The sequence below is a fragment of the Stenotrophomonas sp. YJH_SMC_135 genome (assembly GCF_059372355.1).
Genome location: NZ_JCAFVN010000004.1, coordinates 177,706 through 195,314 on the forward strand (window position 1 = coordinate 177,706; position 17,609 = coordinate 195,314).

The following is a 17,609-nucleotide window of genomic DNA, read 5'->3' on the forward strand; positions in this document are numbered from 1 at the left end:
TCATGCAATCGATGAGCGCTGAAGCCAACGCCCTGCCCCCGCGTGAAGTAATGGAATTCGACGTGGTGATCGTCGGCGCCGGCCCCGCCGGCCTGGCCACCGCGATCCGCCTGCGCCAGCGCGCGATCGAAGCCGGCCGCGAGTTGTCGGTGTGCGTGCTGGAGAAGGGGTCCGAACCAGGCGCGCACGTGCTGTCTGGTGCGGTGATGGATCCGCGCGCGCTGACCGAGCTGTTCCCGGACTGGGCCGAGCGCGGCGCACCGCTGAAGCAGAAGGTCACCCGTGACGAATTCCTGTTCCTCAGCGAAACCGGCGCGCGCAGCACGCCCAACGCGCTGCTGCCGGAGTGCTTCCACAACGAAGGCAACTACATCATCAGCCTGGGCGAAGTGACCCGCTGGCTGGCGCAGCAGGCCGAGGCGCTGGAAGTGGCGATCTTCCCCGGCTTCGCCGCAGCCGAGGTGCTGTACGGCGACAACGGTGAAGTGATCGGCGTGGCCACCGGCGACATGGGTATCGAGAAGGATGGCAGCATCGGCCCGGCGTTCGAGCGCGGCATGGCGCTGCAGGCGAAATACACGATCTTCGCCGAAGGCGCGCGCGGCCATCTCGGCCGCCAGTTGATCGCGCGTTACACGCTGGACGAAGGCAAGGACCCGCAGGCCTACGGCATCGGCATCAAGGAGCTGTGGCAGATCGACCCGTCCCGGCATGAGCCGGGTCTGGTGGTTCACGCCGCCGGCTGGCCGCTGGACAGCGACACCTACGGCGGCGCGTTCCTGTACCACGCCGACGGCGGCAAGGTCGCCATCGGCTACGTGGTAGGCCTGGACTACAGGAACCCGTGGCTGAGCCCATTCGAAGAGTTCCAGCGCTTCAAGACCCATCCGTCCATCCGCAAGCATCTGGAAGGCGGTACCCGCATCGGTTACGGCGCGCGTGCGATCACCGCCGGTGGCCTGCTGTCGCTACCGAAGACGGTGTTCCCGGGCGGTGCACTGGTCGGCTGCGAGGCCGGCTACCTCAACGCCAGCCGCATCAAGGGCAGCCATGCCGCGATCAAGACCGGCATGCTGTGCGCCGACGCCGCGTTCGACGCGCTGGCCGCCGACCGCCAGCACGATGAACTGAGCTCCTACCCGAAGGCGTTCGAAGCCAGCTGGCTGTTCACCGAACTGCAGCAGGCCAAGAACTTCAAGCAGTGGTTCAAGAAGGGCCAGACCGTGGCCACGCTGATGACCGGCGTCGAGCAGTGGCTGCTGCCGAAGCTGGGCGTGCGCAACCCGCCGTGGACCCTGCACCGGACGCAGCCGGATCATGCCTGCCTGGAACCGGCCGCCAAGCACACCCGCATCGCCTACCCGAAGCCGGATGGGGTGCTGACCTTCGACCGCCTCAGCTCGGTGTTCCTGAGCAGCACCAACCACGACGAGAACCAGCCCAGCCACCTGACGCTGAAGGACCCCAGCATTCCGGTGAAGGTGAACCTGGCCGAGTACGCAGGCCCGGAAGCCCGCTATTGCCCGGCCGGTGTGTACGAGTTCGTTGGCGAAGCCGACAATGCGCGCCTGCAGATCAACGCGCAGAACTGCGTGCACTGCAAGACCTGCGACATCAAGGATCCGACCCAGAACATCGTCTGGGTGACCCCGCAGGGCGGCGGCGGCCCGAACTACTCGGGCATGTGATCGCCCCGGGCTGCGACCGTGTGTCGCAGCCCGACCGCTCCACCGCACCGCTATCCTGCCCACCCATGCGTGCCTGCCGCCTGCTCACCGCCGTTGCCGTGGCCCTGCTTGCCACGGCCTGCCAGCGCCCGCCCGCGGTGCCGGCCACGCCCGAACAGGCCCGGCAGCAGGCCATGCAGCGCGCGTTCGAACTGTGTGCCGGCTGCCACACCGTGCAGCCCGGTGGCATCCACCGCTTCGGACCCAACCTGCACGGCGTGATCGGCCGCCGCGCCGGCAGCCTGCCCGACTATGGGTATTCCGACGGCATGCGCCGCGCCGACATCACCTGGACCGCACAGACGCTGGATACCTTCCTGCAGTCACCCACGCACCTGGTGCCGGGCACCCGCATGTACAACGCCTTCCCCAGCGCAGAACGCCGCGCCCTGGTGATCGCCTACCTGCAGCAGCAGTCGGCTCAGTGAGCCAGGCGCTGCAGCTGTTGCTGCAGCCGCGCCACGAACGTCGTTACGGTGGCGAACAACGGCGCCGTATCGGCCTCTGCCGCATCCTGCAGGCGCTCGACCAGGGCATTGGCCTGCTGGGCCAGTGCCGTGGCCCCGATCGCCCCGAGCCCGCCGGCCTGGCGATGCAGGTGCAGCGCCGCAGCCTGGCGGTCGCCAGCCTGCACGGCGCGCTGCACGGCGGCCAGGTCACCCTCGCTGGCCTGCAACAGGCTGTCGCGCAGCTGCTCGGCCACCACGCGCGAGCCGAAGCGCTGCTGCAGGGTGGCCAGATCAGGCAATGCTTCACCGTCGTCGGCGGCAACCTCCGGCACCGGCACCTCGAACGACTGGCCCTGGGCCTGCGGCAGCCAGCGCAGCAGCGCCGCACGCAGCGTGGCCAGCGACAGCGGCTTGGCCAGTACCTCGTCCATGCCGGCCTCGCGGCAGCGGCGCGCATCGTCGTCCAGCACGCTGGCGGTCAGCGCCAGCACCGTCAGCCGCGGCTGGCCGGTACGGCCCTCGCGTTCGCGCAGCAGGCGGGTGAAGCCAAATCCATCGAGTACCGGCATGCGGCAGTCGGTGATCACCAGGTCGAAGCTCTCCGACGACAGGCGATCCAGCGCCTGCTGGCCATCGCCCAGCAGCACATGGGGCACGCCCAGCTGCTGCAGCCGCCACGCCATCATCGCCTGGTTGGTCGGGTGGTCCTCGATCACCAGCACCCGTGCCTGACGCAGCGCGGCGGGCAGCAGCGCGGTCTGGTCCTGCTCGGCCAGCAGTGCCGCCGCGTCCTCGCTGCCGGCCTCCACCAGCGATACCCGCACTTCGGCGCGGGTTCCTTCGCCCAGCGTGCTGTGCAGGGTCAATTCGCCCTGCATCATCTGCACCAGTCGCTGGCAGATGCTCAAGCCCAGGCCAGTGCCGCCGTGGTCACGCTGGATGTAGGCACCGGCCTGCGTAAAGGGCGCGAACAGGTGCTGCAGTTGTTCCGGTGCGATGCCGATGCCGGTGTCGGTAACGCTCAGGCACAGAGGTTGCACGCCGTCTTCGCTGGTCGGCCCCAGCACCTCCAGCTGCAGGCGCACCTCGCCCTGTGCGGTGAACTTGATGGCATTGCTGAGCAGGTTGAACACGATCTGGCGCAGCCGCACGCCGTCCACTTCGTGGGCCGGCGCCAGCTCGGGATCGATCTGCACGTGCAGCGCCAGGCCACGCGCGCTGGCCTGGGCCGACAGCAGGCGGCACACGCTCTCCAGCAGGGGCCGCAGCGGTTGTGGCACCGGTTCCAGGCGCAACGCCCCTGCTTCCAGCCGCGAGTAATCGAGGATGTCATCGAGGATCTGCCGCAGCATCTGGGCCGAATCCTCGATAACGCCGAGGATGCGCTGCTGTTCGCTGTCCAGCGGTGAGTGCGCCAGCACCTCCAGCATCCCCAGCACGCCACTCATCGGCGTGCGGATCTCATGGCTCATCGTGGCCAGGAAGCGCGATTTGGCCTCGGCGGCCTGCTCGGCGTCCGCCTTCGCCGCCGCCAGGGCATCGGCCTGCATCCGCGCTTCGCTCACGTCCACCCAGTAACCGCTCCATATCACCGCGCCCTCTTCGGCGGCATAGGGGTGGGCCTGGCTGCGCACCCAGCGCACGCCCTCCCCATCGCTGCGCAGGCGGAACTCCAGGATCAATGGGGCGAACTGGCGCGCGGCCTGCTCGATGGAGTGCAGGATGTGCGCGCGGTCCTCTTCCTCGATGCGTTCCAGCAACACCCTCGCATCCTGTTCGGCCTGCTGCCGTGTAATGCCGAACAACGCAGGCAGGTCACCGGCGATGAACGGGAAGCTGAGCGCGCCATCGGCGTCGCGACGCGCCTGATAGACCACTGCAGGCAGGTTGTCGGTCACCTCGGCCAGACGCTGCTCCAGCTGGCGACGTCCTGCCACCTCGCGGCGCAGCCGCCAATGGCCGACGCCATGTACCAGCAGCGCGGTCAGCAGCACCAGCAGCACCGGCACGCCCCACCGCAGCACCTTGTTCCAGTCGACACCGTTGCGGTACTCCACCCCCAGCCAGGCATTGCGCAGGGCCTCGCGCTTGCGTGGGGTCATCTGCAGCAGCAGGCGATCGAAGGTGGTAGCCAGTGCCGCGTGGCGACGATCCACGGCCAGCACCAGCTGGTCGTTGAAGCCGGCCGGTGCCGCCACCTGCAGCCGCCCCGGGAAACGGCTGCGCAGCAGGTGATCGACCACGGCAAGGTTGCCGATGTACGCATCGGCGTCGCCAGCGAGCAGGCGCTGCAGCGACTGTTCGGCACTGCGTGCAGCGATGATCCGCGCCTGCGGTGCCTGCTGCAGCACGTAGCCGCGCACACGCTCCGGGTCGGACAGCAGCACGCGCTTGCCCTGCAGGTCAGCCAGGCCCAGCAGCGACTCGCCATCGCTCCTGACCACAATCACGTTCGGCACGCTGATGAAGGGCTGGCTGAACACCCAGTCCGGGCCCAGGTAACGTGAATCGACAGGAATGCCCATCACCGCCTGCAGCTCACCGCGGCGGGCCTTCTCGCGCACCTCGTACCAGTCGTGGCTGTCCTCGACCTGCAGGTTGGCACCGGCCTGCATCAGGCGCTGCAGGTATTCGCTGGCCAGCCCGCTGGGCCGGCCATCCTCGCCGGTGAACGACAGTGGCGCGGCATTCGGGGCGAAACCGATCTTCAACGGCTGCTCCAGCACGCGCTTCTCGGCCTGGCTCAGCGCCAGCTGCGCCGATGCCGACCAGTGCGGCGGTGGCAGCCATCGTTGTGCGAGGGCATCACGCTGGGCCTGGCTGGTGGCCGCCAGCGCCAGGTCCAGGGCTTCAGCCAGGGGTTGCTTGCTGTTGGGAATGCCGAAGTGCAGCCGTTCAGGGGGCAGGTCGCTGGGCCGCAACAGCGCCACGCCCTGCAGGCGCCGGCTGGCAATCAGCTCGGTGGCGACAAAGGCATTGCCGATGTAGACGTCGGCCTTGTCGTCTCTGACCATCTGCAATGCGCTCAACGTGTCGTTTACGACAAGCTGGCGGGCACGCGGGAATCGGGCGCGCACCTGCGGACCGGTCAGGAAATCCTGCTCGATCACCACCCGCAGACCCTCCAGGTCGGGCATGTCGGAGGCACGCAGGTCGTCCGGCCGGCCCACCAGGGCCAGCGGCGCTTCGCTGTAGGCCGCGGTATAGACCATGCAGCGGGTGCGGTCGGCACTGAGGCCGACATTCATCACCACGTCGATCTCGCCACGACATGCCGCATCCAGCACGGATGTCCAGTCCGGATAGCGGCGCGCCTCGACCTTCATGCCGAGCTGGCGTGCAAGATGCGACAGGTAGTCCGGTCCCAGACCGACCTGCTGGCCGTCACGGAGGGACTCGAACGGCGGCCAACCGCTGTCATACTGCCCGACAACGATGGTCGGATGCGCCACCAGGTATTCGCGCTGCAACGGGCTGAGCGGCAGCAGCCCAGGGGCCGGCTGTGCCTGGGCCACGGGCAGGGCCAGCACCGCCAGCAGCAGGAGCAGCCCGCGAACAGCCCACCTACGCATCTGCGTCGATCTCCTAGAATCCTGCCAGGGACCGCGATGGTCGCGGTCCGGCGTGCCCGATGGCCATACTAGAGCATGAGCTTGCGCATCATCATCGCAGACGATCACCCGGTGGTCCGCATCGGTACCCGCGCCGTCATCGAGTCGAGCGGCGTGGGCCGCGTGGTCGGCGAGGCCGACAGCGCGCAGGCGCTGATGACCCTGCTCGCCAACCAGCCCTGTGACCTGCTGGTCACCGACTACTCCATGCCGGGCAGCCCGCAGGCCGATGGCTTCGCCATGATCGGCATGATCCGCCGCCGGCATCCGGACCTGCCGGTGCTGATGCTCAGCGTCTCCAGCAACCTGGCGATCCTGCGCATGGTGCTCGACAGTGGCGTGCTCGGTCTGGTCGACAAGAGTTCGTCAATGGACGAGCTGCCGCAGGCCATCCAGTCGGTGTACCGCGGCCAGCCCTACATCAGCCGCAGCCTGCGCGAGCGGGTGGACGCGGCCGGCAGCTGGCGCATGCGCGAGGGCGACGGCAAGCCGTTGTCACCACGCGAAGTGGAGGTGCTGCGGCTGCTCGGCACCGGCATGACGGTGAAGGAGATTTCGCTGCAGCTGCACAAGAGCGTCAGCACCATCAGCCGGCAGAAGGGCGACGCCATGCTCAAGCTGGGGTTGAAGGGCGACGCCGAATTGTTCGACTACCTGCGTGACGGCAAGATCTGAGACGCACTTCACATCACAGACCCGGCTGCCGCACCCCCTCTTTGACGGTCTGCGGATCTGTGCCAAGATGGACGGGCATGAGTTCTCAATGCGAGGTCGAAGGAATCGACCGGCTCATGTCCTCGCTCCCGTCCGTGGTGGATGGGGTGCGGCTTCCTGCCGGCCGTCTGGCCCGGCAACGCTGACCATGGAGAGGCGCATGCAGTCCCCCCCCGAGCTACGTTGGACCCTGCTGTTGCGGCCCCTGCGCGCATTCGCGGCATGCCTGCTCGTCTCTCTTTCCGCTGCCGCCTGCAGCGCCGCCGATCCGGCCCCCTCGTCCTCCCAGCCTGCGCCTGCGCAGGCTGCCAAAGCGCCCCGACAGGATGTTGCCCCGATGCAGAACCCCTCTCCCGATGCCGCCGTCACCCCGCCCGACGCGCCTACCGTGATGTATTTCATCTACCAGGTGGATGGCGACGGTGCGACGTCCTATGAGGTCCAGAACGGCAGCGTGGCGACCTTCTGGTTCGGCCACCGCTTCACCCTGGACGGCACCACCTACTACACCGGCTTTTCCTGGGATACCCGCGAGCATTACGGCAAGCCGGGCGAACAGCAGCCGGCCGGCCCCGACGACCGCGCCAATCTGGCCGAGGCCACCTTCGTACTGGCCAGCGGCGACGCGAAGAAGCCGTGGAAGTTCCGCGGCCAGGAATGGACCATCGGTGCGCTCGGCGCCTACGACAAGGCCGACGACGTCGATACCCGGCGCAAGCCGATCGAACACCGCACCGCCGACGGCCGCCTGCTGCTGGCAGTGCCGACCAGCAGCTTCGACCGCGGCATCAGCAGCAGCGGCTACGCCCTGCTGCTGTTCAACCCCAAGCGCAGCGAGGACGACCTGGACAGCAAGGTCTGGCGCTATGTCGGCTCGGTGCGCACCGGCGAAGACAACAGCGCGGCCTGCGACGACGGCAACGTGATGCCGTGCACCGACAGCGATGGCGAACTGGCCTTCGTGGCCGATGGCAACGGCCTGCCGCAGCTGACCGTGACCTTCAAGGGCACCACCATCGAAGCCCCGGGCAAGACCCGCGCGCTGGGTGCCGGCGACACCGTGCACTACCGCTTCGACAGCAAGGCCCAGCAGTACATCGCGCCCTGATTTCCATCCGCCGCAGGCGGGTTACCTGTTGACCGACATGTTCTTGACTCACGGATGAGTCCGGTTGGCGATTCGCGGCATCGGCCGCTCCATCAACCCCGAGGAAAACGTCATGGCACAGCATGACTACAGCAAAAAGGAAGTCCTGGACATCGTCGAGCAGGTCGCCCGGCAGAAGGGCATCCCGGTCGATGACTTCATGCGCTTCGCGCACATCGAGACCGGCGGCACCTTCAACGAGCGCGCCCACAACACCTCGACCGGCGCCAAAGGCCTGTTCCAGTTCGTGCCCGGCTCGGCCCGCCAATACCACCTGACCGGCCACGAATTCGACCCGACCCGCAACACCGAAGCCGCCGCGCAGATGTACCAGGACAACCTGGGCTCGATGGCGCGCCGCAATGAGCGCACCGGCCACCCGTACCTGTCCGGCGGCGACACGCCGACCGGCCTGGACCTGTACCTGGCCCACCAGCAGGGCAGCGCCGGCTATGGCTCGGTGCAGACCGCGATCGCCACCGGCACCTTCGGCGTGGTCCGCAACGGCCATGGCGAAGAGATCAACATGCGCCGCAACGTGCTCAACCAGATCGGGTCCGATGCCAAGGCGCTGACCGGCCACACCCTGGCCGAAATGCGTGGCATGAACGACGGCGACCTGGCGCGGACCTTCTCCAGCTACTACATCCACAAGTACGCAGCGATCAGCATCCCGGAAAAGCACATCACGCCGCAGACCGTGGCACCGGGCCAGGCCCAGGCTCCAGCCACACCTGCGCAGACCGCCGCAGTGGGTGCCGCTGCGGCCACGCTGGCGGCGACCGCAACGGCTCCTGCTGCGCCGAAGCCGGGCATCGAACTGCACGCCGCGTACGACGCTGGCGTGAAGTACGACGATGTGAAGTACGCCATCAACATCCCGGGCCACGCGCTGTACGTGCCGGGCAAGACCGGCAAGAACGTGGACCAGGGCTACATCGATTGCTCCGGCTGGGTCGGCACCCTGCAGAACCGGACCATGGACGAGATCAACCAGAAGGCCGGGCACGCTGTCTTCAGCAAGGCCGACCGCATCGACTTGGGCAACCTCGGTTCCGGCGGCATCGTGCACAAGGCCGTCGAACAGTCCGGCGTGCTGCTCGAGCGCGACGCCATCCTCAAGCCCGGTGCGCTGAAGGAAGGCATGGTCATCGGCCTGGATACGGCCAGGACCCGCCACGAGCACTGGAATGGCATCGACCACATCGTGATGGTGGTGCGCGACCCGAACACCGACAAGCTGCTGATCAGCCAGTCCACCGGCAGCAAGGGCGTGCACACCATGCCGGTGGAGGATTACCTCAAGCAGGTGAAGGACCACCCGCACTGGAAGCTGTTCGCGTCGGACCCGTTGTCCAAGGCGCGCGACCTGCTGGAAAGCCGCACCCAATCGCATGAGCAGACCCAGGGCAAGCCTGCGGCCGAACACAAGGCCGCTGCCGCCCCGCACGCCGAGCTGTACAAGCCGGGCGCGCACAGCGAGGGCGTGCGCAAGGTGCAGGAGCAGCTGGGCCACCTCGGCTATGCCGGGGCCGACGGCAAGCCGCTGGCCGAGGACGGCCGCTTCGGCCGCAATACCGAAGCGGCGGTACGCCAGCTGCAGAAGGACAACGGGCTGGTTGCCGACGGCATCGTCGGTGCGAAGACGCTGGATGCGATCAAGGAGGCCCGCGAGCGCCCGCTGCTGAACGACGAGCGGCACCCGCGCCATCCGATGTACCTGCAGGCCACCGAAGGCCTGGAGCGGATGCCGGCGGGCACCTTCAAGGACCGCCACGCGCTGGAAAGCGCCGCAGCGGCCCTGACCAGGGAGGCGCATGCCGCCGGCCTGCAGCGCATCGACGCGGTGGTGCCCAGCCCGAACGGTGAGCGCCTGTTCGCCGTGCAGGGCACGGTCGGTGACCCGGCGGCCAGCCGCGTTGCGGTGGAAACCCGCACCGCCAGCGAGCAGAGCATGGCGCTCAGCAGCGGCGCGGTGCAGGGCGCGCCGAACGTGCTGCACCAGCAGCAGGACGCGCAGCAGGAACAGACCCGCCAGGCGCAGAAGGCCATGGGCGTCTGAGCCCGCAGCGCCTTGCAGACCGGGAGGGGCCGCGCCATGCGCGGCCCTTTCCCTTTCTGCCAGCTGAGCGGTAAAAGCCACTTTCAGCCTTGCTTCATGCCGCCTGCCGCTAGATGAATGCGCAAGCCGCCCGGTAGGCCAGGCAATGTTCCGGCAATGTCGGAACGCCAGCGTGGTCTCCACGGCAGCCGGGGCGCCCCGCGCCCTCCCTGCCCAGCGTGGCATGCACCTCACAGGAGAACCGAACATGCTCAGTACTTCCACACTCAGCTTCCGTGGTCTGGCGATGGCCCTGGCACTGGTTGCCGGTGTCGCCGTGGTCAGCGATGCCAGCGCGATGTCGAGGAAGGACAAGCGCACCCTGGTCGGCGCCGTGGTCGGTGGCGTGGCCGGCAACCTGCTGTCCAACGGCGACCCTGCGGCCACCGTCGGCGGTGCCGTGGCCGGCGGCGCGATCGGCAACCTGACCACCTCCGACCGCCGCGACCGCCGTTACTACGACAATCGCCGTTACGACGACCGCTACGATCGCCGTTACGACCGTGGCTACTACCGCAGTGGCTACTACGACCGTGGCGATGACCGCCGCTGGCAGCGTGAGCGCTACTACGACAACCGCTACTACCACGACCGCGGCCGCCATCGCGGCTGGTAAGCAGCGCCGACATACCGATGACGCGGAGACGGGCGGGTCGATGACCCGCCCGTTTGCGTTGGCCACGCGCATGGCGTTGAATGCGCAGCCTTGGATGTGACTTTCCCGATCGGACTGTGGCATGACGTCTTCCTCCCACCGCGTGCAGGGCCTCAACAACGACGAGGTCGCTGCCGACTGGCCACCGATCAGCGCGGCGGACATCGCGTGGCTGAGTACGCGTTACCCGCAGCTGGGCGGGCACAGCCAACCGCGCTGGCACAGCCCGCGGCCGCTGTCTGCCGCCGCCATCGTCGACGACACGCGCGGCGCGGTGTTCATCAAGCGCCACCACCACAGCGTGCGCAGCGCGGCCTGTCTGGAAGAAGAACACCACTTCATCGCCCATCTCGCCGCCGCCGGCGTGCCAGTGGTGCAGGTGCTGCCGGCCACCGATGGCCACACTGCGGTCGAACACGGCGAATGGACGTTTGAACTGCACGATGTCGGCGTGGGCGACGACCTGTATCGCGACGCGGTGTCGTGGTCGCTGTTGACCGATGTCGCGCAGGCCCGCGAGGCAGGGCGCACGCTCGCACAGCTGCACCGTGCCGCCGCCAGCTACCACGCGCCCCAGCGCAGCACCCATCTGCTGGTGGCGCGCGACGACCTGATCCGTGCCGACGATCCGATCGCCGCCATCAAGGCAGGACTGGATGAACGTCCCGGGCTGGCACGCTATCTCGCGCGCATTCCATGGGAAGCACAGCTGCAGCGCGACGTGCTGCCGTGGCACGCCGGCCTGGCCGAGCGCCTGCGCGCCGAGCCCCGGCTGTGGGCGCACAACGACTGGCATGTCTCCAACCTGCTGTGGCGCAACGGCGAGGTCAGCACCGTGCTGGATTTCGGCCTGGCGTCGCCCACCAGCGCGCTGTTCGACCTCGCCACCGCGATCGAGCGCAACGCCGTGGCGTGGCTGGAACTGGAGCGCGGCATGGAGGCGGTGCGCATCGATATCGCGCTGGCCCTGCTCGACGGCTACCGCGAGGTGCTGCCGTTGTCGGCGGCACGCGTGCACCTGCTGGCCGACCTGCTGCCAATGGTCCATTTCGACTTCGCACTGTCCGAAGTGGAGTACTTCGAAGGTGTCACCCGCTCAACCGCGAATGCCGACGTGGCCTGGCAGCCCTTCATGCTGGGCCATCCGGCGTGGTTCCACAGCGCGCCGGGACGGGCACTGCTGCAGGCCCTGCACGCCGTCGCGTGATCCGGTTGACGCAGCGTTGCGGTCAGATCCCTTTCCGCAGGAAAGGGATCTGACCCCGGCTGGCGCTCGCAAATCCGTACCATTTGTAGTGAAATGGTCACCTGAAGCGGGGGTGCCTGGATCTGCCAGGCTGAGAGAGTCCCTTGGAACCTGATCCGGTTTGCACCGGCGTAGGGAGCTTTGAGCCGCAGCCACACCCCCATCATGGGCCGGTGCACCTGCGCGCCGTCGCTTCGTCTCCCTTGTTGTCCGAAGACGAACCGAATGAACCGCTGCCTGCGCCCCACCCTGCTCTCACTCGCCCTCTGCGCCGCGCTGCCGCTGCATGCCAGCGAGGCCGAGGCCACCACCGATGCGGCTGCCACTGGTGCCGAACGCTCGCCGACCGAACTGGCGGCGGTGCGCGTGGAGGCCGGCAAGCCGAAGGCCGATACCTCGCGCGTGAATGCCTTCGGCGGCGGTTCGTGGAAGGACACGCCGGCTTCGGTGAACGTGCTCGAGCGCGACTATCTCGAACGTCGCCAGGTACGTTCGCTGTCCGAGCTGGCCAGCAACGATGCCTCGCTGGGTGATGCGTATGCACCTGTGGGCTACTACCAGAACATCGCCATCCGCGGCTTCGCGCTGGACGCCGCCACCGGCTACCGCTTCAACGGGCTGTCCATCGCCGGCGAGCAACGCCTGGCGCTGGAGAACGTGCAGTCGGTCGAGATCCTCAAGGGTGAAGCCGGCCTGGCGGCAGGGGTGATGGCGCCGGGCGGGATCATCAACTACATCGGCAAGCGCCCGGCTGAAGTACGCACCGCCACGCTCGGCACCGATTCGGAAGGCTCACGCTACGTCGCCGTCGATGTCGGCCACTGGATCACCCCGCGCTTCGGCCTGCGCCTGAATGCCGCATGGGACTCCAGCAATTCCTACGTCGCGCACGCCGATGGCCGCCGCAACTTCTACTCGCTGGCCGCCGACTGGCTGATCGGCGAGCGCGGCAAGCTGGAAGTAGATGCCAACTACCAGACCAGCTCGCAGCGTTCGGTGTCCGGCTACCAGCTGCTGGGCGCACGCGAACTGCCGCGCGGTGTCGACCGCGAGCACCTGCTCGGCTACCAGCCGTGGCAGCGCCCGGTGGATATCGCCAGCACCAACATCACCGCGCTGCATACCTACGACTTCAACGATGCCTGGCAGTCGCGCGTCTCGGTCGGCCACAGCCGCTCGGTGATCGATGACAACGTCGCCTTCGCCTACGGCTGCTACTACGCCGTGCAGTGCGCCGATGGCAGCGTGCCGGGCAACTACTTCGCGCCCAACGGCGACTACGATGTCTACGACTACCGCAGCCCGGACGACACCCGCCGCAACCAGCAGGCCCGTGCCGAGCTGCGCGGCCGCTTCGAGACCGGCAGCGTCGGCCATCAGCTGACCGTCGGCGCCGACTACTTCCGTCGTACCGTGGAAAGGCGCCCGAGCGTCAACGAGTACGTCGGCACCAGCAACATCCACGACCCGCAGGTGCCCGTGTTCGAGCCGTCGCCGAAGATGCCCGGCCCCTCCGCACGACGCCTGGACAGCCGCCAGACCGCGTTCTTCGCGCTGGACCGGATGAGCTTTGGCGATGACTGGCAGTGGTTGGCCGGTGGCCGCTTCGTGCGCCTGGACGAGCGTGCCTACGACAAGCGTGGCGTTCCGCAGCGGCACAGCCGCCTGTCGCGGTTCCTACCGCAGACCGCGGTGGTGTGGAAGGCCACCGATCAGCTCAACGCCTATGCCAGCTACGTGCGCGGCATTTCGCTGGGCCAGGAAGCGCCGTTCTGGACCAGCAATGCCGACACTTTCCTGCCGTCGGTGCAGTCGCGGCAGCTGGAAGCAGGCGTGAAGTACGTGCCGGTCGAGGCGCTGACGCTGGGTGCAGCGGTGTTCCGCATCTCGCAGCCCTACCAGTACGCCAGGCCCGACAGCAGCGACGTCGGCTACACCTTCGTCGAGGAAGGCACGCAGACCCACACCGGCCTGGAGCTGACCGCCAACGGCCAGCTGACCGACGCACTGCAGATCGTGGCCAGCGCCAGCGTGCTGCAGGCGCGCGCGCGCGACACCGGCACGCCGGCCTATGAAGGCCATCAGCTGGTGAACGTGCCGAAGGTACGCGCCAGCGTGCACGTGGCCTACGCGCTGCCGTTCGTGCAGGGCCTGGACGTGACCGGTGGCTGGCGCTATGCCGGTGCCAACGTGGCACGCGCCGATGGTGGCGTGCGCGCGCCGGACTACTCGGTGTTCGATGCCGGCCTGCGCTTCCAGCATCGCCTGCACGAACGCGCGGTGACCTGGAACCTGTCGGTGGACAACGTATTCAACCGCTTCTACTGGCGCGATACCGGCAGCAGCGGCGGTGACTACTACCTGTTCCCCGGTGCACCGCGACAGGCCCGCCTGTCGGTGACGTTCGCGCTGTGAGCGGCGTGATGCTGGAGTGGACCGCCGCGCTGTGCAGCATCCTCGGCGTCTGGCTGATGGCCCGGCGCCGGCTGGCAGCGTGGCCGGTGGGCCTGCTGTCGGTGGCGCTGTATGGCCTGGTGTTCGCCGAGGCCAAGCTGTACTCGGACACCTTGCTGCAGGTCGCCTTCGGTGGCTTCCTGGTCTATGGCTGGCTCAACTGGCGGCAGCACGCCGCCGATGAGGGCAGCATCCGCATCGTGCCACTGGCACGCGACACGCTGCTGCGCGACCTGGCCTTCGGCCTGTGCGGTGGCGTGGCGCTGGGTGCGGCCATGCACACCTTCACCGATGCCGCGCTGCCCTGGCTGGACGCGATGCTGACCGCGCTGAGCCTGGTCGGCCAGTGGTGGCAGGCACGCCGCCACGTGGCCTGCTGGTGGGTGTGGATCGCGGTGGACGTGGTCTATGTGGGTGCGTACCTGTTCAAGTCGCTGCACGTGACCGCGGCACTGTACGTGTTCTTCCTCGGCCTGGCCGTGTTCGGCCTGCGCGCATGGAGCGCCGCCGCGCGTGAACCGCAGGTGGCAACGCGGTAGCGCCACGCCATGCGCGGCCGGGCTACCGGTAGTCGCCAACCTGGGTTGGTGCGCGCCTGCCGACCAAGGTCGGCATCTACCCACCACATCCACGCATGGCGTGGATCTACTTCGGCTCCAGCAACAGGCCCAGGCGCAGCGGTTGGCGCATGTCGGCCGGCGGTGCCGCCTGCAACGGCGCGGCCTGCAGCGTCGCGCGCAGGTCGGCGTCGACTTGGGCATCGCCCAGGCTGTCGAATTCCAGTTTCGAAATACGGCCATCCGCCGCGATCCACACGCTCACCGGCAGCGGTGCCGGTGTGTCAGGGTGCGCCTGCAACCACGCCAGCACACGCTGCGCCTGCGGGTCCTGTTCCTGCTGCAGGCGCTGCTGCAGCCGGCCACCCACGGCGGCGGCGTAGGCCATCCAGTGCGCGGGGGCTTCCTGCGCGGAAACGTTGGCACTCCCCAGTGCCAACGCGCCGAACACCGCGGCCAGACGCCGCCACCAGCGGCGCATGCCGGTCCTGTTCCCTGCCATGGCCATCGCCTGCCTCCTGCACTCCCATCCAGCGCGCCATGGTCGGCGCCCTAGATGACAGGCAGATGGCGGCCGGTGATGGCCCGGCGCGATCACTCGCCCAGGTCGGCCAGCACCTTGCGTGAGGGCGCGAAGAAGGTCACGCCGGTGGTGGCGGTGGAGAAGTCGAGGATGCGGTCATGCAGCGGCGCAGGATTGCCGATGAACATGCGCTCGAGCATCTTCTCGATCACCCACAGGCGGCGGGTGTAGCCGATGAAGTAGGTACCGTACTCGCCACGCCCCGGGTTGGCGAACGGCATGTTGTCGCGCAGGATCTCGTGCTCGCCGTCGGCATCCTCGATGGTGCACAGGGTCTTGTGCGATTTCTGCGCATCTGCCGGCGCGTCGTCCAGCTCGATGTTGTCGTGCTTGGTGCGGCCGATGATCGCCTCCTGCGCCTCGGTCTTCTGCGCGCGCCACGCATCGAGGTTGTGCAGGTACTTCTGCACCACCACGTAACTGCCGCCGGCATGCTCCGGGTCCTCGTCACCCACGATCGTGGCTTCCGGCAGCGACAGCCCCTCCGGGTTGGCGGTGCCATCGACGAAGTCGAGCAGGTCGCGGCCATCGAAATAGCGGAAGCCGGCCACGTCATCGACCGCTTCGACCGCATCGCCGAAGGCCATCAGCAGGTTGCGCTCGAAGGCCACGATCAGGTCCATGGTGCGTGCGCGGATGTGGTACAGCAGGTCACCGGGCGTGGACACGGCGGTGTGGGTCGCGCCCTTGATCTCGCGGAACGGCTTCAGCTCGCGTGGCGGCGTGGAGCCTACCAGCGGCTGCCACACGCGATGGCCGATGGCCACGTTGCAGGTGAAGGTGCGCTCGATCTCGCGGATGGCGGTGTTCTTGATCAGGTCATCGGTGCTGGCCAGCACCTCGCGCGCCTTGGCGATCGACGCCTCGTCATCCTTCACCTTCAGCACCAGGAACGCCGCCGAATGGGTGAGCGGCGCAGTGATCTGCTGCGGCTCGTTGTCGAGCGTGTGGTTGACGGCGGTGATCGGTGCGGGCTGGGAGTTCACGGCGGTTCCTGCTGGCTTGAGGCGGACGCATCGCGTGTGGCGATGTGCGGGCGATCATAGCGGAACCGCCTGACCGGGGACGGAGCGGTTCTCGTTCCGTCCACCAGCGAAGGTACGAAGACCTCAGTCCACATCACTCCAGACCGCCAGTTCGTAGCCATCCAGATCGCGGAAGTGGAAGCGGCGGCCCCCGGGGAAGGCGAACACCGCCTGCACCACTTCGCCACCGGCGGCGACCACGCGCTGCCGTGCGTCGGCCAGGTCCGCGCAGTACAGGATCACCAGCGGTCCTCCGTGAGCACGCAACGGCGCGTCAGACACGAAGCCGCCCTTCAGCCGGCCATCGTCGAACTCGGTGTAGGACGGACCATAGTCGGTGAACTGCCAGCCGAACACCTCGCCGTAGAAGCGTTTGCTGCGGGCGATGTCGGCGACGTTGAATTCGATGTTGTCGATGCGGCGTTCGGCTTCGTGGGTAGCTTCGTGGCTCATGAGGTTGCTCCGTGATTGGAACCCCAGCTTCGGTCAGCGCGGCACGGCGGTCTTGAACAAAACGGCCATCATTGTCCCCACTCCAGGCGCAGCTCGCTGGCGGTCATGCCAGTCACCTCGCGCGCCTCGCGGCTGAGATGGGCCTGGTCGGCATAGCCGGCATCAGCGGCCAGCATCGCCAACGAATGCTGTGGCAGCGCGCGACTCTGGCGCAGGAAACGTTGCAGCCGCAGGATCCGCTCCAGCGTCTTGGCGCCGTAGCCGAACTGCGACTGGCTGAAACGCCGCAGGCTGCGCGGGCTCAGGCCCAACTGCGCCGCCAGCGTATCCAGCGTGGCATTACCCGCGGCGAGCGCTTGGAACAGGACATGGGCGCGCTGCGCCGGCGTATCGAGCGCGGCCGCACCCATGTGCTGTTGCAGGCAGTGCGCCATTCGCTGCAGGCGCTGTGCAGGCGCGGTGTCGCCGATGGAGGCCGCCGCCTTGTTCGCCCACGCGCCCTTCAGATCAGCCAGTGGCACGGCCTGGCCGATGATCCCGGCCAAAGGCAGGCCCAGCGCGGCCAATGCCTGGCCGGGGCGGAAGCGTGCGCCCAGCACCTGCGCACCGGGTGCCAGCGCCGGGTGCGCGGCCACACGGTCCGGGCCGACGACGAACAGCGCACCGTCGCGCCAGAGGATATCCACGCAGCCATCGGGCAATACGGTGATGTGCCCATCGGCATCGGCAGGAAGCTGGCTCTGCCACAGCTGGCCAAAGTGGCCGCGCAGCGGCGCAGGCGTCAGATGTTCCTGGTAGGTCGTGCCGGTGCCTGCAAGAGAGGAAGGGTCGCCCATGCCGCATTGTGGCGCCACGGGGCCCATAAAAGTGAAGCCCGGCGCGAGGCC

At 68.1% G+C, this 17,609-nt stretch carries 14 protein-coding genes and 1 riboswitch; of the genes, 9 read left to right on the forward strand and 5 right to left on the reverse strand.

The window, feature by feature from the left end; genetic code table 11:
- Window positions 1-11 precede the first annotated feature (11 nt).
- Together AC5P98_RS15565 and AC5P98_RS15570 are read left to right on the forward strand one after the other, a co-directional pair.
- Window positions 12-1,688 carry an electron transfer flavoprotein-ubiquinone oxidoreductase gene (locus AC5P98_RS15565; protein WP_049405204.1) on the forward strand — a complete coding sequence of 559 codons (1,677 nt, stop codon included), beginning with the start codon at window positions 12-14 and terminating at the stop codon, window positions 1,686-1,688.
- Between the two features lie 65 nt (window positions 1,689-1,753).
- Complete coding sequence (locus tag AC5P98_RS15570) at window positions 1,754-2,155, forward strand: c-type cytochrome (protein ID WP_014645538.1); 402 nt, start codon at window positions 1,754-1,756, stop codon at window positions 2,153-2,155.
- Here AC5P98_RS15570 and AC5P98_RS15575 read toward each other — a convergent pair.
- Window positions 2,149-5,748, reverse strand: a complete 3,600-nt coding sequence (locus AC5P98_RS15575; RefSeq protein WP_099475995.1) for an ATP-binding protein — start codon at window positions 5,746-5,748, stop codon at window positions 2,149-2,151. The genes AC5P98_RS15570 and AC5P98_RS15575 overlap by 7 nt on opposite strands.
- A gap of 75 nt (window positions 5,749-5,823) precedes the next feature.
- Here AC5P98_RS15575 and AC5P98_RS15580 point away from each other — a divergent pair, with 75 nt between their 5' ends.
- The 7 genes from AC5P98_RS15580 (at window position 5,824) to pnuC (ending at window position 14,643) form a co-directional block, all read left to right on the forward strand.
- Window positions 5,824-6,462 carry a response regulator gene (locus AC5P98_RS15580; protein WP_014035550.1) on the forward strand — a complete coding sequence of 213 codons (639 nt, stop codon included), beginning with the start codon at window positions 5,824-5,826 and terminating at the stop codon, window positions 6,460-6,462.
- Window positions 6,463-6,838: 376 nt separating this feature from the next.
- Complete coding sequence (locus AC5P98_RS15585) at window positions 6,839-7,609, forward strand: hypothetical protein (protein WP_049405209.1); 771 nt, start codon at window positions 6,839-6,841, stop codon at window positions 7,607-7,609.
- Between the two features lie 112 nt (window positions 7,610-7,721).
- Window positions 7,722-9,710, forward strand: coding sequence for a peptidoglycan-binding domain-containing protein (locus AC5P98_RS15590; RefSeq protein WP_049405265.1), 1,989 nt, complete (start codon window positions 7,722-7,724; stop codon window positions 9,708-9,710).
- A 247-nt stretch (window positions 9,711-9,957) separates the two neighbouring features.
- Complete coding sequence (locus AC5P98_RS15595; protein WP_014645533.1) at window positions 9,958-10,365, forward strand: glycine zipper 2TM domain-containing protein; 408 nt, start codon at window positions 9,958-9,960, stop codon at window positions 10,363-10,365.
- Between the two features lie 121 nt (window positions 10,366-10,486).
- Complete coding sequence (locus tag AC5P98_RS15600; RefSeq protein ID WP_049405211.1) at window positions 10,487-11,611, forward strand: phosphotransferase enzyme family protein; 1,125 nt, start codon at window positions 10,487-10,489, stop codon at window positions 11,609-11,611.
- A 98-nt stretch (window positions 11,612-11,709) separates the two neighbouring features.
- Window positions 11,710-11,805, forward strand: a riboswitch (TPP riboswitch).
- Between the two features lie 70 nt (window positions 11,806-11,875).
- Window positions 11,876-14,065 (forward strand): TonB-dependent receptor, encoded by a 2,190-nt coding sequence (locus AC5P98_RS15605; RefSeq protein WP_049405214.1) that lies wholly within the window; start codon window positions 11,876-11,878, stop codon window positions 14,063-14,065.
- An 8-nt stretch (window positions 14,066-14,073) separates the two neighbouring features.
- Window positions 14,074-14,643 (forward strand): nicotinamide riboside transporter PnuC, encoded by a 570-nt coding sequence (gene pnuC / locus AC5P98_RS15610; protein WP_049405267.1) that lies wholly within the window; start codon window positions 14,074-14,076, stop codon window positions 14,641-14,643.
- A 106-nt stretch (window positions 14,644-14,749) separates the two neighbouring features.
- Here pnuC and AC5P98_RS15615 read toward each other — a convergent pair whose 3' ends face one another.
- From AC5P98_RS15615 to AC5P98_RS15630, 4 genes are all read right to left on the reverse strand, one after another.
- Window positions 14,750-15,169, reverse strand: coding sequence for a hypothetical protein (locus tag AC5P98_RS15615; RefSeq protein WP_049405216.1), 420 nt, complete (start codon window positions 15,167-15,169; stop codon window positions 14,750-14,752).
- Window positions 15,170-15,255: 86 nt separating this feature from the next.
- Window positions 15,256-16,230, reverse strand: a complete 975-nt coding sequence (locus AC5P98_RS15620) for a Dyp-type peroxidase (RefSeq protein WP_049405218.1) — start codon at window positions 16,228-16,230, stop codon at window positions 15,256-15,258.
- A 123-nt stretch (window positions 16,231-16,353) separates the two neighbouring features.
- On the reverse strand, window positions 16,354-16,722 hold the full coding sequence (locus AC5P98_RS15625; RefSeq protein ID WP_049405220.1) for a VOC family protein: 369 nt from the start codon (window positions 16,720-16,722) through the stop codon (window positions 16,354-16,356).
- A 68-nt stretch (window positions 16,723-16,790) separates the two neighbouring features.
- Window positions 16,791-17,558, reverse strand: a complete 768-nt coding sequence (locus AC5P98_RS15630) for a helix-turn-helix transcriptional regulator (protein ID WP_049405223.1) — start codon at window positions 17,556-17,558, stop codon at window positions 16,791-16,793.
- Between the last annotated feature and the right edge of the window lie 51 nt (window positions 17,559-17,609).

Bases quoted from the DNA above. Each gene is read 5' to 3' on its own strand.
- AC5P98_RS15565 (WP_049405204.1), top strand. From the start codon at position 12: ATGAGCGCTGAAGCCAACGCCCTGCCCCCGCGTGAAGTAATGGAATTC.
- AC5P98_RS15570 (WP_014645538.1), top strand. From the start codon at position 1,754: ATGCGTGCCTGCCGCCTGCTCACCGCCGTTGCCGTGGCCCTGCTTGCC.
- AC5P98_RS15575 (WP_099475995.1), bottom strand. From the start codon at position 5,748: ATGCGTAGGTGGGCTGTTCGCGGGCTGCTCCTGCTGCTGGCGGTGCTG.
- AC5P98_RS15580 (WP_014035550.1), top strand. From the start codon at position 5,824: ATGAGCTTGCGCATCATCATCGCAGACGATCACCCGGTGGTCCGCATC.
- AC5P98_RS15585 (WP_049405209.1), top strand. From the start codon at position 6,839: ATGCAGAACCCCTCTCCCGATGCCGCCGTCACCCCGCCCGACGCGCCT.
- AC5P98_RS15590 (WP_049405265.1), top strand. From the start codon at position 7,722: ATGGCACAGCATGACTACAGCAAAAAGGAAGTCCTGGACATCGTCGAG.
- AC5P98_RS15595 (WP_014645533.1), top strand. From the start codon at position 9,958: ATGCTCAGTACTTCCACACTCAGCTTCCGTGGTCTGGCGATGGCCCTG.
- AC5P98_RS15600 (WP_049405211.1), top strand. From the start codon at position 10,487: ATGACGTCTTCCTCCCACCGCGTGCAGGGCCTCAACAACGACGAGGTC.
- AC5P98_RS15605 (WP_049405214.1), top strand. From the start codon at position 11,876: ATGAACCGCTGCCTGCGCCCCACCCTGCTCTCACTCGCCCTCTGCGCC.
- pnuC (WP_049405267.1), top strand. From the start codon at position 14,074: ATGCTGGAGTGGACCGCCGCGCTGTGCAGCATCCTCGGCGTCTGGCTG.
- AC5P98_RS15615 (WP_049405216.1), bottom strand. From the start codon at position 15,169: ATGGCCATGGCAGGGAACAGGACCGGCATGCGCCGCTGGTGGCGGCGT.
- AC5P98_RS15625 (WP_049405220.1), bottom strand. From the start codon at position 16,722: ATGAGCCACGAAGCTACCCACGAAGCCGAACGCCGCATCGACAACATC.
- AC5P98_RS15630 (WP_049405223.1), bottom strand. From the start codon at position 17,558: ATGGGCGACCCTTCCTCTCTTGCAGGCACCGGCACGACCTACCAGGAA.